We start from the raw sequence: 14,282 nt of genomic DNA, 5'->3' as shown, positions 1-14,282 counted from the left end.
GAACACGTACTCGCCGTCCTGATAGAACTCCGAGGCCGCGGGGTCGAGGGCGATCGCCACGTCGCGCCCGGGCTCGTAGCCCGCGGCGGTAATCGCCTGCATGACCACATCGAGCGCTGCTTCGTTGGACGGCAGCATGGGGGCGAAGCCGCCCTCGTCGCCCACGGCGGTGGAGAGTCCCATCTTGGTGAGCACCTTCTTGAGCGCGTGGAAGACCTCCACGCCGCACCGGAGGCCTTCCGCAAAGGTCTCCGCCCCGATCGGCACCACCATGAACTCCTGCACGTCCACGTTGTTGGACGAGTGGGCGCCGCCATTCAGGATGTTCATCATCGGCACCGGGAGGACCCGGGCCATCGGCCCTCCGATGTAGCGGTAGAGCGGGAGTCCGCAGTCCTGCGCGGCGGCCCGCGCCACGGCCAGGGAAACGCTCAGCAGAGCATTGGCGCCGAGCTTGCTCTTGTTGGGGGTACCGTCGGCGTCCATCATCTCGGCGTCCACCGCGATCTGATCGGCGGCGGTCATGCCTTCCAGCCGGGGACCCAGAACGTCGTTCACGTTGCGCACCGCCTCGACCACGCCCTTCCCGCCGTAGCGGCGCGAGTCGCCGTCTCGAAGCTCCACCGCCTCGTGCTCGCCAGTGGAGGCGCCACTCGGCACGGCGGCCCGTCCCTGGGCGCCGCTGGAGAGCACCACCTCGGCTTCGACGGTAGGATTGCCCCGGCTGTCCAGGATCTCCCGGGCGTGAACTTCGATGATGGTGCTCATGAGGACTCGACGTAAGGGGGACCGCGGGGCAACCTAGCCGCACCCCGAAACCGCGTCAACAAGCCTCGCGCAAGCCTCGCGCGAAGGCGCGCGCGAGCGTCGGAGCGCTAGCCGAAGTGACGATATCCGCCCAGCGAGACCGGCACGCCACGGAGCTGCGCCTGCACGCCATGACCGGCGCCGACCGCGCCGATCCGGCTGAGCGAGAGACGGCAGTCGCGCTCGAACGCGACCCGCTCCGCCTCGCCGAACGCCGGCGGCAGCGCGGCCAGCAGCTCGTAGTCTTCCCCTCCCTCCGCCGCGAAGGTCTCCACCGCCGCGTGGGCCCGGCGTGCTTCGGCTACCGCGGCAGGCGCGACCGGCACGGCCTCGAGCGCGAGCTCCAGCGAGACGGCCGAGCCGGCCGCCAGATGCTCTGCGTCGCCGCCGAGCCCGTCGCTCAGGTCGATCATCGCGTGGGCGCCGTGCGCGGCCAGCCAGCGACCCGCTTCGATGCGGGGCTCCGGCCGGGCGAAGGCGGCGCGCGCCTCGACAGACGGCTCATCGCCCCGACGCCACGCCGCGAGCGCAGCACGCGCGCCGCCCAGCGCGCCGGTGACCCAGAGGAGGTCACCCGGGCGGGCACCATGCCGTCCCACCGGCCGCGCGGTCCAGCCGAGCACCGTGACGGCGACGCTCCAGCCGGGGCCGGATGAGAGATCACCGCCGATCACCGGAGCCCCAACCGATTCGCCGGCCGCGCCGACGCCCGACATGAGCGCGGTCACCTGCTCGTCGGTGGCGGACTCCGGAACGACCACGGCTGCGAGGAGGCCCGCCGGTGTGGCGCCCTCCGCCGCCAGGTCCGACAACGCCGCCGCGGCAGCCCGCCAGCCGATCTCCTCGTGCCCCATCCACTCGAGCCGAAAGTGCACCGCCTCGACGCTCACGTCGGTGCTCACGGCGAGCCGGCCCTCGGCCGGCTCCAGCAGCGCGCAGTCATCGCCCAGAGCGACGGCCCACTGACCCAGGGCACGCGCGATGGCGCGGACGCGATCGAACTCGCGACCCGCGCCCAGGGCCGTGTGAGTCATGGACGGATGGCGGAGAGCCGGAAGCGCACCAGGCCGCCATCGGTGGCGACCCAGAGGTACTCCCGGTCGACGGCGAGATCGTTGCTGACGGCGGGGAGATCGCCCTCGCGGAGCGACAGGAGTGGCGGGGTCGCCAGCCGGGCGAAGCCAACGCCGCGCTCGCCGGCGACCCAGAAACCCTCGCCATCGGCGGCGAAGCTCCGGAGCCCTCCCAGCAGCCCGGAGAGGTTGGGCCCGAGGGTCCAGGCACCGGTGCGGGGATCGAGCCAGAGGAGCTGATCCCGGGTGAGCGCCACGACGGTATCGCCCAGCGACGCGAGCGCGATGATCGGCGGCTGCAGGCTGGCGGTGGCCAGCGGCGCCGGGCGCACCAGGTCGCGCGCGCCGGGAAGCGCGAGCAGGACGCCACGCGCCGTCCCGACCCACACCGAGTCTCCCGCGGGGAAAACGGCGCGCGCGGCATCACTGAACAGCGGCGCCACCCGATCGACACGGAGAGAATCGTTCACCCGAGCCACGCCGCGGGCCGTGCCAACGGTGATGCGCCCCTGCCGGGAGACGACGGCATACACCCGGCTGTCCGGCAGGCCCCGGCTCGCGTCCACCAGGTCGATCCGCCCGTCCGTCATCCCCACGCGCGCCAGTCCGAAATCGGTGGCCACCCAGAGTGACTTCTCCTGGCCGACGAGATGGCGTGTCTGGGTGAACGGAACGCCGGACGCCGGGGGACCGTGCAGGCTGCGGAACCGCTTCAGCTCCGGATCGACGAAAGTCAGCGCGGCGTCGGCCTGCGGGGTCCGGTCGGTCGCGGCCCAGACGCCGTCCGCCGCGCCGAAGACTGCCCCCACCGCGGACGAGGGCAGCCCGAACGGCAGCCGGTCGGGCAGCGCGGCGCCATCCTGCAGGTACAGCAGTCCCACGCCCGAGGTGCCCAGGTACCAGCCCTGGTTCTCGAAGCCGCGCGCGGCCGCGGTGAACCGGACCACGCCGAGACGGGGATCCACCAGAATCTGGGCGGCATTCGCCTGGAGCGTCGGGTTGCTCCGCAGCACGTCGTCGACCCGGGCGGGCGTTGCGGGCCGCGCCGGAGCTCGGCTGGGAGATGCGGCGATCCCGCCGTGCGGCACCAGCAGCCACTCGCTCCGGGTGCGCAGGTAAAGACCGGCCACCGGGTCGGCAGAGTCGAAGGCGATGGCCACGATGCCCGAGGCCAGCCCGCGGTCCCACACCTGGAGCTCGGGTTGGAAGTGCACCCATCCATCCGGGCGGGCCAGCCAGAGCGAGTTGTCCAGCGGATCGACCAGGGAGGCGAATACGCGGTTGAGCAGCCCGAGGTCGGGCGGATCGAAGGGGCCCTCCCATTGTTGGAGCTGGGGATGCCAGATGAGCAGCGAGGTGGGCGAGGTGACGTAGACGCGATCGAGCGCGGAGGCGACAGTGGTGATGCGGGTGAAGTCCCCGATGACCGTCCGATCGGCTGGAGGCCAGTCACGGCTGGGTGTCTGGCCCGCGACGGAATGCGCGAGCCCGAACAGGGCGAGAGCGCTGGCGAGAGCGCTGATGAGATGACGCATCAGACGAAGGTAATGAAGGTGAGGCAAGGTGGGGCAAGGTGGGGCAAGGTGAGGCAGGGTGAGGCAAAGTGGGGGAATGCCCGTTTTCCCTTGCCTCACTCTGCCCCACCCTGCCCCACCTTGCCTCACCCTATACCGTCTGCGGCCTTCCCAACTCCATCATCACCGGCGGCCGCGTGGCCGGCGGAGCGAGCCGAAGCACTTCCCATTCGCGCCAGAGGTCCGGCAGCGCGGCCACCACGTCCATCGGCCGAAGCGATCGAGCCGAGACGCGGCGGGCGGCGAGATCCGCCGCTCGGCCGAGCGCCTGGGCTCCGAAGGCCGCCGCGATGTCGGCGGCGAGTCCGTGGGCCAGCGCGGTACCGACCAGCCCGCTCAGCACATCACCACTGCCGCCGGTGGCGAGGCCCGGATTTCCCGCCGCCACCGTGAACGTCGGCCGCCCCGCGCCCGCCACAACGGTGGGGACGCCCTTCAGGAGGAGCGTGGCCCCCGATTCTGTCGCGGCCGCCGCCGCCGCCGCCCAGGGATCCAACTCCCGTACCGGCGCCAGCGCGGGAAACAATGTGCGGAATTCCCCGGGATGCGGCGTGAGCACGAGCGGTCGTTCCTGGGCCAGCTCGCGCAGCGCGCCGGGCGCGTCGTGAAAGGCCACCAGCGCATCCGCGTCCAGCACCAGGGCGCGTGCCGCCCGGCCGAGCGCGCTCACCAGCTCGCGACGGCCGGGCTCGCGGCCGAGTCCGGGACCGATGACGACGGCGTCGGCGCGGGCGACGAGATCGAGCAGTGCCGCGGAAGGCTCCTGGTCGAATCGGTGGGCGAAGGTCTGCAGATCAGGCTCCGCCTGCACCAGGGCCGCCACCGTTTCCGGTGGCGCGACCGCGTGCACCAGCCCGGCGCCCGCGCCGAAGGCCGAGCGTCCGGCCATGCGCAAGGCGCCCGTCATGCCGGCGTCGCCGCCCACCACGACCACGCGCCCGCGGTCGCCTTTGTGATCCCGGGCCCGCAGGTGCCGCATCCACTCGGCCGCCTGGAGATCGCTGACCAGCGTGGGCCAGGTGGGATCGGCGGGCGGGTGGCCGATGTCGACCACCACCAGCGCGCCGACCTCGTCGCGGGCGAGCAGATGTCCGCGGCGGAGTCCACCGAAGGTGATGGTCAAATCCGCGCGGGTGGCGCCGTGCACGTTTCCCGAGAGGAGATCGACCCCGGTGGGACCGTCGACGGCCACCAGCGGGACCTCCAGATCGAGCAGCCGGTCGAGCAGCCCCGCGACCGCGGGACGCGGCGCCCCGGAGGCACCGGTGCCCAGCAGTGCGTCCACGCCGAGCCCGATGCCCGGCCAGGGACCGTCGGGAGCCACCTCGCGCACGCCTTCGGCTCTGGCGAGCGCCGACATCTTCTGGCAGAGCGGCGAGCCCGCGGCAGCGGCGGGCGCGACCCAGACCGGGACGTCCAGGCGATGCAGTGCCCGGGCTACAACCCAGCCATCGCCCCCGTTGTTGCCCGGGCCGGCGGCCACCAGCACGCCGTCACGCAGCCGATGGGCATAGCGCTCGGCCAGCACCGCCGCGACAGCGCGCCCGGCGCTCTCCATCAGGGTGGCGAGGTCGATGCCAGCCGCGACGGCCTGCTGGTCCCAGGTGGCGGATTGTTCGGGGGAAACAACCGGAAGGGGTGGCATGGCGGCGTGGCGAACCGCCTATTTATAGCTCTGTCCGATGGTTCGGCCGAAGGAGATCTCTCCGTTGTCAATCCGAAGATTGAAGCCGCAATCGGGATTGGTGCAGACCCACGCCTTGTAGGTGATGGGCGCGCCTTCACGTCCGTAGTCGGAGAGTGGAATCAACGTTCCCTGAGAGCACTTCTGGCACGCCGGCCACTCGATCTTCTCCATGCTCCCTCCGATTATCGAGCCCGGCCGTCAGGCGCCGCGGAGGCCCGACCACTCGTAGACGTCGCCGAACGCATCCGCGAACTCGTAGACTCGCTCGAAATCCTCTTCCTGGTCGCCCGGCTGGGTGACCAGCAGGCTGACCTCCACCAGGGTGAAGACGATCCGGCCGAAGTCTTCCGTCCGGGTGATCCCCCAATGGGCCAGCACGTGAGGCGCGAGCAGCCCGAACTGCGCGCGGCCGAAGTCCCGGCAGGCCCAGGCCAGCTCGGCCCCGCTCACGTGACGCCGGGCCTCCAGGCGCGACTGGAGATATTCGATGGTGGCCAGCACGAACAGATAGGCGCGCTCGTGGTACTGGCCGCCCCGCGCGCGGATCCGCGCGAGCACATCATCGGCGAACTGCAGTTCGTTCACGGGAATTCCTGGTTTCTCCGCCGCTCAGGCAGTGCGCCGCACCCGGCCGGCGGATTTCGCCGGCTGGTACAGCGGAAAGGCGGAGGTCAGCTCCTCCACTTCGCCCCGGACGCGGGCGAGCGTGGCCTCGTCGGGACGCTCCAGCGCGCGATCGATCAGCTCGGCCACCCGGACCATCTCGGCCGGTCCCATGCCGCGGGTGGTCAACGCAGGCGTGCCGAGGCGGATGCCGCTGGTGACGAAAGGCGACTGCGGGTCGTCGGGCACCGTATTCTTGTTGACCGTGATGCCGGCCTCGCCCAGCGTCTTCTCCGCGACCTTGCCGGTGAGTCCTTTGGGACGGAGGTCCACCAGCATGAGATGGGTATCGGTGCCGCCGGAGACGATGGCATACCCCCGATCCACCAAGGACTGCGCCAGAGTCTGGGCGTTCTCCACCACCCGGCGCGCGTAGACCTTGAAGTCGGGCGTGAGCGCCTCGCCGAAGGCCACCGCCTTGGCGGCGATGACGTGCTGCAGCGGGCCGCCCTGGTGGCCGGGGAAGACCGATTTGTCGATGGCCTTGGCGTGCTCCGCGCGACAGAGGATGAGACCGGCGCGGGGGCCGCGCAGGGTCTTGTGGGTGGTGCTGGTGACCACATGGGCGTGAGGCACCGGCGAGGGATAGACACCGCCGGCCACCAGTCCCGCGAAGTGCGCCATGTCCACCACGAAGAACGCGCCGATCTCGTCGGCGATGGAACGGAACGCGGCGAAGTCGATGATCCGGGCGTATGCGCTGCCGCCCGCGATGATGAGCCTGGGCTGCTCCCGGAGCGCGAGACTGCGGACCGCGTCCGGATCGATCCGGCCGCTGGCGGGGTTCACCCCGTAGTGCACCGCGCGCCAGACCTGGCCGGTGTGGTTGACCGGCGCGCCGTGCGAGAGATGGCCACCGTGAGGCAGCGACATCCCCATGAGGGTCTCGCCCGGCTGGATGAGCGCCATGAAGGCCGCGAAATTGGCCTGCGCGCCGGAATGGGGCTGGACGTTGGCGTGCTCCGAGCCGAACAGCTGCTTGAGCCGGTCGAGGGCGAGCTGCTCCACTTCGTCCACCACCTCGCACCCGCCATAGTACCGGCGGCCCGGATACCCCTCGGCGTACTTGTTGGTGAGCGGCGTGCCCATGGCGTCGATGACCGCGCGGCTGGCGAAGTTCTCGCTGGCGATGAGCTCGAGCCCGTTCTGCTGCCGGCGTAGCTCCCGATCGATGAGCCGCGCCACCGTGGGATCGGCCTGGCGAAGCGATGCGTTGTGGTCGAGGCTCATCCGAGATGCTCCTGATCGATTTTGGCCACCCGCCGCCCGTGGCGTCCGCCTTCGAAGTCGGTGTCCAGCCAGGTTCTGAGGATCGCAACTCCCTCCGGCTCGCTCACGTAGCGGGCGGGAAGGATCAGCACGTTGGCGTCGTTGTGCTGGCGCGCCAGACGGGCCACGTCGAGGGACCATGCCACCGCCGCCCGGACGCCGCTGTGCCGGTTGGCCGCGTAGGACATGCCCAGTCCGGTTCCGCAGAGGAGCACCCCGCGACGTGCCTCCTGGTGCTCCACCCGCGCCGCCACCTCGTGCGCGAAGTCCGGGTAGTCGACCGATTCGGCGCTATCGGTCCCGAGATCGAGCGGCTCGTAGCCGAGCGCCCGAAGCTCCGCGACCAGACGCTGCTTCAGAGGGAAGCCGGCGTGGTCCGATCCGATGGGAATCACTTCGGGCATTTGCATCTAATGTACAAGAAATCAGGCGCCAGGGAGAGAGGCCCGCGCGTGCGTGGTGCTATTGCCGCCCGCCCATCCACATCCGGTCCAGGCCGGCGACCGCCGCGATCCGCTGCTCCGCCAGCCGGTCGGCGGCCCGATAGCTGGGAATCCCCTCCTCCCGGGCGATGGCGAAGATCCGGAGCAGCGCGTCGTAAATCTCGCCGGCCTTCTTCTGCGAGCGCTCCGCCGGCCAGCGGTGGATCTCGCCGTAGACGTTGATGACCCCGCCGCCGTTGATCACGTAGTCGGGCGCGTAGAGAATGTTCCGCTGCTCCAGCAGGTCGCCATGGCGGTCTTCGGCCAGCTGGTTGTTGGCCCCGCCGGCGACGATCTCCACCCGGAGCCTGGGCAGGGTCGCGTCGTTCACCGTGGCGCCGAGAGCACATGGGGCATAGATGTCGGCCGCCTGATCGTAGATCGAGTCTGGCGCGACGGCGCGCGCGCCGGTCTCCTGCACCACCCGCTGGACCCTGGCGGGATCGATGTCGGTCACCACCAGGGACACGCCTTCCGCGTGGAGATGGCGGCAGAGGTGGGTGGCGACGTGGCCGCAGCCCTGCACCGCCACGGTCTTCCCGGCGAGACGGTCGCTCCCCCATCGCACCTTGGCGGCCGCCTTCATTCCGACGTAGACCCCATAGGCCGTGACCGGCGACGGATCGCCCGAAAGCCCCAGGAGTCCGGCCACGTGATCGGTCTCCAGCTTGATGTACTCCATGTCGGCCGGGCTGGTGCCGATGTCCTCGGCCGTGATGTAGCGGCCGCCCAGCGTCTCGACGAACCGGCCGTGGGCGCGGAAGAGCGCCTCGCGATCGGTGCGGCGGTTGTCGCCCAGGATGACCGACTTGCCGCCGCCCAGATTGATGCCGGCGACAGCCGCCTTGTAGGTCATGCCCCGCGCCAGGCGCAGCGCGTCGGTGATGGCCTCGTCGGTCGAGCCGTACTGCCAGAAGCGGGTGCCGCCGAGGGCCGGGCCCAGCGTGGTGTCGTGGATGGCGATGATACCCAGGTAGCCGCAGGAGGGATCGTGCGAGAAGAGCACCTGCTCGTGCCCGAGGGCGCACATCTGCTCGAGGAGGTCCATCAGCTCTTGGGATAGGAGTAGAAGCCGCGCCCGCTCTTTCGGCCGAGATAGCCCGCCGCCACCATCTTGCGGAGGAGCGGGCAGGCGCGGTACTTGTCGTCGCCCAGCCCGCGGTGCAGCACCTCCAGGATGGCGAGGCACACGTCCAGCCCGATGAAGTCCGCCAGCGCCAGCGGCCCCATGGGATGCGCCATGCCGAGCTTCATGACGGTATCGATCGCCTCCGGCTCGGCCACGCCTTCCATCACGCAGAAGATCGCCTCGTTGATCATCGGCAGCAGCACCCGGTTGGAGACGAACCCGGGGTAGTCGTTCACCTCGACGGGGGTCTTCCCCAGCGCGGCCGCGGTGGCCATCACGGTCCGGGCGGTCTGGTCGGTGGTGGCGTGGCCTCGGATGACCTCGACCAGCTGCATGACCGGCACCGGATTCATGAAGTGCATGCCGATCACCTGCCCCGCCCGGGCGGTGTGCGCCCCGATCTCGGTCACCGAAATGGAGCTGGTATTGGTGGCCAGGATCGCCTCCGGCGCGCAGATCCGGTCGAGCCGCTCGAACAGCTCGAACTTGACGGCGGGATTCTCGCTGGCGGCCTCGATCACCAGCGTGGCGTCCGCCGCCTCGTCCAGCGAGGTGCCGGTCCTGATCCGCTCCAGGATCTGGCCCGGCGCGTCAGCCGCGATGGTGCCCTTCTTCACCTGGCGGTCGAGATTCCCCCGGATGGTCGCCGTGGCCCGCTCGAGCGCGTCGGGAACCGTGTCGATCAGGGCGACGCTCCATCCGTGCTGCGCCAGCACGTGGGCGATGCCGTTCCCCATGGTGCCCGCTCCAACGACGGCGGCGCTGCTCATGTCGGGTCCTTTCGGATCCACTGCGCGGCCAGCACGATGGTGGCGGTGATGGCTACCGTGCTGAGGAGCCCGCCCTCCGGGCCGAAGCTCCCGCCGGTGAGCCACGACGGTCCGCCCATGGTGTAGTCGACCAGCGGGATCTGGAACGGCAGCCCGCTCACCGGGGCGCCCAGCGCCGCCAGCGTGCCGTTCCAGCCCAGGTGCGCGCCGAACGCCGTCCACATGCCGCCCGGCGAATAGAACGCCAGCGACAGCAGGATCCCCGCCAGCGCGATGTTGCCCAGTGCCCGCACCGAGACGTCGGGATTGTCCACATGGGCGAGCGCGAAGAGCAGCGAGAGCACCACGATGGCAGCCGGCCGCCCGAAGGCGCGGGCGACCAGGACCAGGGGCAGTCCACGAAACATGAGCTCCTCACTGAGCGCCGCCGGAGCCAGCAGGAGCAGCGTCCTGCTCACGCTTCCGGCGTAGTCCACCAGGGAGCCGGAATCCCGCACCCAGGACGCGCCACCGGTGAACACCCCCAGGGTCATTGCCGCCGCGGCGGGAAGGATGCCCAGCACCAGACCCGCGCCGATTCCGGCCAGCCAGCCCAGACGGGAGCGCCAGCGGAGATCGCGCAGGCTTAGATGGAACGCCTTGGAGCCCACCACCCAGGTGGACGCGCCGAAGGCGGCCAGCAGCCCGATGCCCTGCACCAGCGCGAATGTCGGCGAGGGATGCCGCGCCAGATCCTCGGGCGAGATGCCGTGGGTCAGGCGGCCGGCGAACGGCAGGAAGCCCAGCAGGAACAACAGAAAGCCGAGCAGGAAGAAACCGACGACGCCGAGAAGGGCCCAGAGGACAGGTCGTGGCCGTCGGGGAGTCGGCGCGATGGTCAAAGGCGCGCGCGCACCGCGGGGCCTGCGCCGAGGATCACCGCGGCCGCGAGTCCGACCTTGAGCAGGTCACCAGTCAAAAAGGGAACGAACCCGATGCGAAACGCCAGGGCCGGATCGCCGCCGAGCAGCGCAAGCTGCGCGACACCACCGACGTGAATGACCACCATGCCGAGAGCGCACGCGGCAAGCACCCGCAACACACCGAATCGCCGGCCCACCAGCACGCCGACCAGGCCCGCAGCGAGCGGGAACGCCAGCAGGTATCCGCCGGTCGGTCCCAACAAATGAACGACACCCGCGGAGCCGCCGGCAAAGACCGGGAGCCCCGCCATGCCGAGCGCCAGGTAGGTGACCAACGCCGCCAGGCCGCCGGAGGCGCCCAGCAGCCCGCCCACCGCAAGCACCGCGAGCGGCTGCAGGGTCATCGGCACCGGGTTGAGCGGGACAGGCACGGAGACCTGGGCCGCGAGCGCCACGCAGAGCGCCCCGAGTCCGATGGCGACGGCCCGGCGGAGGACCGCGCTCCGCGCGGGCTCAGCCGTGACGGGAACCTGCCGCGATTCGATAGTCATCAGATCAGCTCCACGCTGAGGGCAACGGCGTTGCCGCCGCCGAGACAGAGAGTGGCGAGGCCGGTGCGGCCCCCGCGGTCGCGCAGGGCGTGGAGCAGCGTGGTGAGCACGCGAGCCCCGCTGGCGCCGATCGGATGCCCCAGCGCGACCGCCCCCCCATGCACGTTGACCCGGTCCCAGTCCCAGCCCAGCTCCCGGCCGTCGGCGATGGCCTGGACCGCGAATGCCTCGTTGGCTTCGATCAGATCGTAGTCCCCGATCCGGGCGCCGGACTTGTTCATCAGGTTGCGGACCGCGATGACCGGGGCGAAGAAGAGATCGCGCGGCTCGCCGCCACCGGTGGCATATCCGGTGATTCGCGCCATCGGCGTGAGGCCGTTCGATCGCGCGAACCCGAGCGAGGTGACCACCAGCGCGCTGGCGCCATCATTGAGACCCGGGGCGTTGCCGGCCGTCACGCTGCCCCCATCCTTGCGGAATGCAGGCTTGAGCTTGGCGAGCGTCTCGGGCGTGGTGTCCTTCCGCGGCGCCTCGTCGATCGCCACCGTGGTCGGCCCGGCCTTTCCCGGCACCGTCACGGCCACGATCTCGGCGGTGAACTTTCCGGCCTCGATGGCGGCCACGGCCTTCCGATGGCTGTCGTAGGAGTATCGGTCCTGCTCCTCCCGGGTGACGCCCGCCTTGTCGGCCGTATACTCGGCGTACTCACCCATATGACAGCAGCCGAAGGAATCCCACAAGCCGTCGTGGATCATGCCATCGACCATGGTCTGGTTGCCGGCCTTGATCCCGCTCCGCATGCCGTACACGTAGTGGGGCGCGCTGGACATGGATTCCTGCCCACCGGCTACGATGCATTCGGCATCGCCCGCCTTGATGGCCTGCGCGGCCAGCATCACCGCCTTGAGGCCAGAGCCGCAGACCTTATTGATGGTGAGCGCGGGGATCGCGGCCGGCAGCCCGGAGTGGATGAGCGCCTGCCGCGCCGGTGCCTGGCCGCTGCCGCCCTGGACCACCTGGCCCATGATGACTTCCTCGACGGCTGCCGGGTCCACCCGTGCGCGGGACACGGCCTCCCGGATGGTCAGCGCGCCAAGCTGCGGGGCAGTGAACGACGAGAGCCCGCCGAGATACCGACCGATCGGGGTGCGGACGGCGGAGACGATGACGGGGGTAGTGCTATCGGACACGGCGAACCATTCCGGTTGGGGTCACGGACGGCAAGATAACCCCGGCCACGGGCGTTGCTCCATCCCTCGTCGCTTACGGCACCAGCGCCCGGGTCCGCACCTCGTCCACGATCCGGGCGAGAAAGGCGTCCGTGGTCATGACTTCCTGCTTCTTCCCCGCCCCCCGAACCCGGAGCGCAAGGCTATCGCTCTCCGCCTCCCGCTGACCCACGACCGCCATGTAGGGCACCTTCCAGACCTCGCCCTCGCGGATCCGGTAGTTGAGCGTCTCGCTTCGGTCGTCGACGTGCACTCGAATGCCCGCGGCCGTCAGCCGGCCGGCCACCTGGCGCGCCGCGGGCGTCTGCGCGTCGGAGATGGGGATGACCCGCACCTGCTCCGGTGCGAGCCAGACCGGGAACGCGCCCGCGAAGTGCTCGATGAGAATGGCGATGAAGCGCTCAAAGGAGCCGCTCACGGCACGGTGGATCACCACCGGACGGTGCTCGGTATTGTCATCGCCCACGTAGGTGAGGTCGAATCGCTCGGGCGCGTTGTAGTCGAGCTGAATCGTGCCCAGTTGCCAGCTCCGACCGATCGAGTCCGTCACGTCGAAGTCGATCTTGGGGCCGTAGAACGCCCCGTCACCCACATTGAGCTCGTACGGCATACCGGTAGCCTCGAGCGCGCCCTTGAGCGCGCCTTCGGCCCGGTCCCAGAGCTCGTCACCGCCGATCCTGGTATCCGGTCGGGTGGCGAACTTGAGGCTGGCCTGCAAGCCGAAGGTGCGGTAGTAGCCGAGGATGAAGTCCATGAGGAACTTCACCTCGTTCCCGATCTGGGCATCGGTGAGGAAGACGTGGCAATCGTCCTGCGCGAACTGCCGCACACGGGTGAGTCCGGAGAGCGCCCCGGTCACCTCGTTCCGGTGGAGGACGTCGAAGGTGACGTACCGGAGCGGCAGCTCGCGGTAGGAGTGCTTCTTGGCCGAGTACAGCAGATAGTGCGAGGGGCAATTCATCGGCTTGAGCGACGCGTCGTGCTCGCCCGTTTCCTTATTCAGCACCAGGAACATGTTCTCCCTGTACTTCCCCCAATGCCCCGACGTCTCCCACAGCATCTTGTTGTACATCAACGGCGTCTTGATCTCCTGGAACGCCCCGGCCTGTCGCTCACGCACGAACTCTACCAGCACGTTGTACAGCGTCGTGCCACGTTCGGTCCAAAACGTGGCTCCAGGGGCGGACGGGTGGAACATGAAGAGATCGAGCTCGCGCCCGACCCGGCGGTGGTCCCGCTTCCGCGCCTCTTCCAGCCGGTGGAGGTAGGCGTCGAGCTCGTCCTTCTTGAACCAGGCGGTGCCGTAGATCCGCTGCAGCATCTGCCGGTGCTCGTCACCCCGCCAGTACGCGCCCGCGGCGGAGAGCAGCTTGAAGTGCTTGAGCCGCCCGGTCCGGGGGATGTGCGGTCCGCGACAGAGATCGATGAACGGGCCGTCGGTGTAGACCGTGATCGTCTCGTTGTCGCCCAGCTCGGAGATCCGCTCCAGCTTGAGCGGATCGTCGCTGAAACGCCGGTTGGCCTCCCCCCGGTCCACCACCTCGCGCACGAACGGGTAGTCCCGCTGCGCCACCTCGGCCATCTTGGCCTCGATCCGCTCGAGGTCGTCCGGCGTGAACGGACGGTCTACCTGAAAGTCGTAGTAGAACCCGTCCTCGATCGGCGGACCGAAGCCGATGCCGGCGCCGGGAAAGAGCTCGCGCACGGCGGTGGCCAGGATGTGGGCGGAAGAGTGCCGCAGCACCTCGAGCGCTTCCGGATCGCGCTCGGTGAGGATGGCGAGGGTGGCATCGCTCTCGAGCGGGCGATCGAGGTCCCAGACCGCGCCGTTCACCCGGGCCGCGAGCGCCGCACGGGCCAATCCCGGCCCGATCGACTCGGCGATCTGGCGGGCGCTGGTGCCGGGCGGCACCTCACGCTGGCTGCCGTCCGGCAAGGTGATCCGGATGGTGCCGCTCATGATCCCGCTCATGGGGCCTCGTGGACCGTGGTGGTCGCGGCGGGATGGCTGCTGGGTCCATACCAGAAGAACAGCCCGATGCCGGCCGCGAGGATGATCGCGACCACCAGCCAGCGGACCAGCTCGGGACCGCGAATCCCTGCACGCTCATCGTTCATTCGGAGGCCTTCGAGAGAGACGGATTCC

At 70.0% G+C, this 14,282-nt stretch carries 15 protein-coding genes; all 15 read right to left on the bottom strand.

Features of this window, described 5'->3' with window-relative positions:
- Positions 1 to 768: phosphopyruvate hydratase (locus VHR41_18695; GenBank protein HEX3236227.1), on the bottom strand; the 768-nt coding region annotated here is incomplete at its 3' end.
- Between the two features lie 107 nt (positions 769 to 875).
- A complete protein-coding gene (thiL, locus tag VHR41_18690; GenBank protein ID HEX3236226.1) occupies positions 876 to 1,841 on the bottom strand; it encodes a thiamine-phosphate kinase in 966 nt (321 codons plus the stop codon).
- Positions 1,838 to 3,415, bottom strand: coding sequence for a hypothetical protein (locus VHR41_18685; protein ID HEX3236225.1), 1,578 nt, complete (start codon positions 3,413 to 3,415; stop codon positions 1,838 to 1,840). The genes thiL and VHR41_18685 overlap by 4 nt, the downstream gene beginning before the upstream one ends.
- Before the next feature lie 130 nt (positions 3,416 to 3,545).
- The gene (locus VHR41_18680; GenBank protein ID HEX3236224.1) at positions 3,546 to 5,099 is read right to left on the bottom strand and encodes an NAD(P)H-hydrate dehydratase; all 1,554 of its coding nucleotides are present in this window, start codon (positions 5,097 to 5,099) and stop codon (positions 3,546 to 3,548) included.
- 18 nt (positions 5,100 to 5,117) lie between these two features.
- Positions 5,118 to 5,312, bottom strand: coding sequence for a hypothetical protein (locus VHR41_18675; GenBank protein HEX3236223.1), 195 nt, complete (start codon positions 5,310 to 5,312; stop codon positions 5,118 to 5,120).
- 27 nt (positions 5,313 to 5,339) lie between these two features.
- Positions 5,340 to 5,726, bottom strand: a complete 387-nt coding sequence (locus VHR41_18670) for a Minf_1886 family protein (GenBank protein ID HEX3236222.1) — start codon at positions 5,724 to 5,726, stop codon at positions 5,340 to 5,342.
- A 24-nt stretch (positions 5,727 to 5,750) separates the two neighbouring features.
- A complete protein-coding gene (glyA, locus tag VHR41_18665; GenBank protein ID HEX3236221.1) occupies positions 5,751 to 7,034 on the bottom strand; it encodes a serine hydroxymethyltransferase in 1,284 nt (427 codons plus the stop codon).
- Positions 7,031 to 7,477 carry a ribose 5-phosphate isomerase B gene (rpiB, locus tag VHR41_18660; GenBank protein ID HEX3236220.1) on the bottom strand — a complete coding sequence of 149 codons (447 nt, stop codon included), beginning with the start codon at positions 7,475 to 7,477 and terminating at the stop codon, positions 7,031 to 7,033. The genes glyA and rpiB overlap by 4 nt, the downstream gene beginning before the upstream one ends.
- 58 nt (positions 7,478 to 7,535) lie before the next feature.
- The gene (locus tag VHR41_18655) at positions 7,536 to 8,603 is read right to left on the bottom strand and encodes a Glu/Leu/Phe/Val dehydrogenase (GenBank protein HEX3236219.1); all 1,068 of its coding nucleotides are present in this window, start codon (positions 8,601 to 8,603) and stop codon (positions 7,536 to 7,538) included.
- The gene (locus tag VHR41_18650) at positions 8,603 to 9,454 is read right to left on the bottom strand and encodes a 3-hydroxybutyryl-CoA dehydrogenase (protein HEX3236218.1); all 852 of its coding nucleotides are present in this window, start codon (positions 9,452 to 9,454) and stop codon (positions 8,603 to 8,605) included. The genes VHR41_18655 and VHR41_18650 overlap by 1 nt, the downstream gene beginning before the upstream one ends.
- Positions 9,451 to 10,335 (bottom strand): type II CAAX endopeptidase family protein, encoded by an 885-nt coding sequence (locus VHR41_18645; protein ID HEX3236217.1) that lies wholly within the window; start codon positions 10,333 to 10,335, stop codon positions 9,451 to 9,453. Before VHR41_18645 ends, VHR41_18650 begins: the two co-directional genes overlap by 4 nt.
- A complete protein-coding gene (locus tag VHR41_18640; GenBank protein HEX3236216.1) occupies positions 10,332 to 10,907 on the bottom strand; it encodes a biotin transporter BioY in 576 nt (191 codons plus the stop codon). The genes VHR41_18645 and VHR41_18640 overlap by 4 nt, the downstream gene beginning before the upstream one ends.
- Entirely contained in the window at positions 10,907 to 12,097 is a 1,191-nt protein-coding gene (locus tag VHR41_18635) for an acetyl-CoA C-acetyltransferase (GenBank protein HEX3236215.1), read from the bottom strand. The genes VHR41_18640 and VHR41_18635 overlap by 1 nt, the downstream gene beginning before the upstream one ends.
- 73 nt (positions 12,098 to 12,170) lie before the next feature.
- The gene (thrS, locus tag VHR41_18630; protein ID HEX3236214.1) at positions 12,171 to 14,108 is read right to left on the bottom strand and encodes a threonine--tRNA ligase; all 1,938 of its coding nucleotides are present in this window, start codon (positions 14,106 to 14,108) and stop codon (positions 12,171 to 12,173) included.
- Positions 14,105 to 14,254, bottom strand: a complete 150-nt coding sequence (locus tag VHR41_18625; GenBank protein HEX3236213.1) for a hypothetical protein — start codon at positions 14,252 to 14,254, stop codon at positions 14,105 to 14,107. The genes thrS and VHR41_18625 overlap by 4 nt, the downstream gene beginning before the upstream one ends.
- Between the last annotated feature and the right edge of the window lie 28 nt (positions 14,255 to 14,282).

The sequence above is a fragment of the Gemmatimonadales bacterium genome (genome assembly GCA_036265815.1).
GTDB lineage: Bacteria > Gemmatimonadota > Gemmatimonadetes > Gemmatimonadales > GWC2-71-9 > CAVVWJ01.
The sequence above is the reverse complement of the archived record's forward strand: the minus strand, read 5'-3'. Positions and strand labels throughout refer to the sequence as shown.

Coding starts and splice junctions, on each gene's coding strand:
- VHR41_18640 (HEX3236216.1), bottom strand. CDS start 10,907: ATGACTATCGAATCGCGGCAGGTTCCCGTCACGGCTGAGCCCGCGCGG.
- thiL (HEX3236226.1), bottom strand. CDS start 1,841: ATGACTCACACGGCCCTGGGCGCGGGTCGCGAGTTCGATCGCGTCCGC.
- VHR41_18680 (HEX3236224.1), bottom strand. CDS start 5,099: ATGCCACCCCTTCCGGTTGTTTCCCCCGAACAATCCGCCACCTGGGAC.
- VHR41_18655 (HEX3236219.1), bottom strand. CDS start 8,603: ATGGACCTCCTCGAGCAGATGTGCGCCCTCGGGCACGAGCAGGTGCTC.
- thrS (HEX3236214.1), bottom strand. CDS start 14,108: ATGAGCGGGATCATGAGCGGCACCATCCGGATCACCTTGCCGGACGGC.
- VHR41_18685 (HEX3236225.1), bottom strand. CDS start 3,415: ATGCGTCATCTCATCAGCGCTCTCGCCAGCGCTCTCGCCCTGTTCGGG.
- rpiB (HEX3236220.1), bottom strand. CDS start 7,477: ATGCCCGAAGTGATTCCCATCGGATCGGACCACGCCGGCTTCCCTCTG.
- glyA (HEX3236221.1), bottom strand. CDS start 7,034: ATGAGCCTCGACCACAACGCATCGCTTCGCCAGGCCGATCCCACGGTG.
- VHR41_18675 (HEX3236223.1), bottom strand. CDS start 5,312: ATGGAGAAGATCGAGTGGCCGGCGTGCCAGAAGTGCTCTCAGGGAACG.
- VHR41_18650 (HEX3236218.1), bottom strand. CDS start 9,454: ATGAGCAGCGCCGCCGTCGTTGGAGCGGGCACCATGGGGAACGGCATC.
- VHR41_18625 (HEX3236213.1), bottom strand. CDS start 14,254: ATGAACGATGAGCGTGCAGGGATTCGCGGTCCCGAGCTGGTCCGCTGG.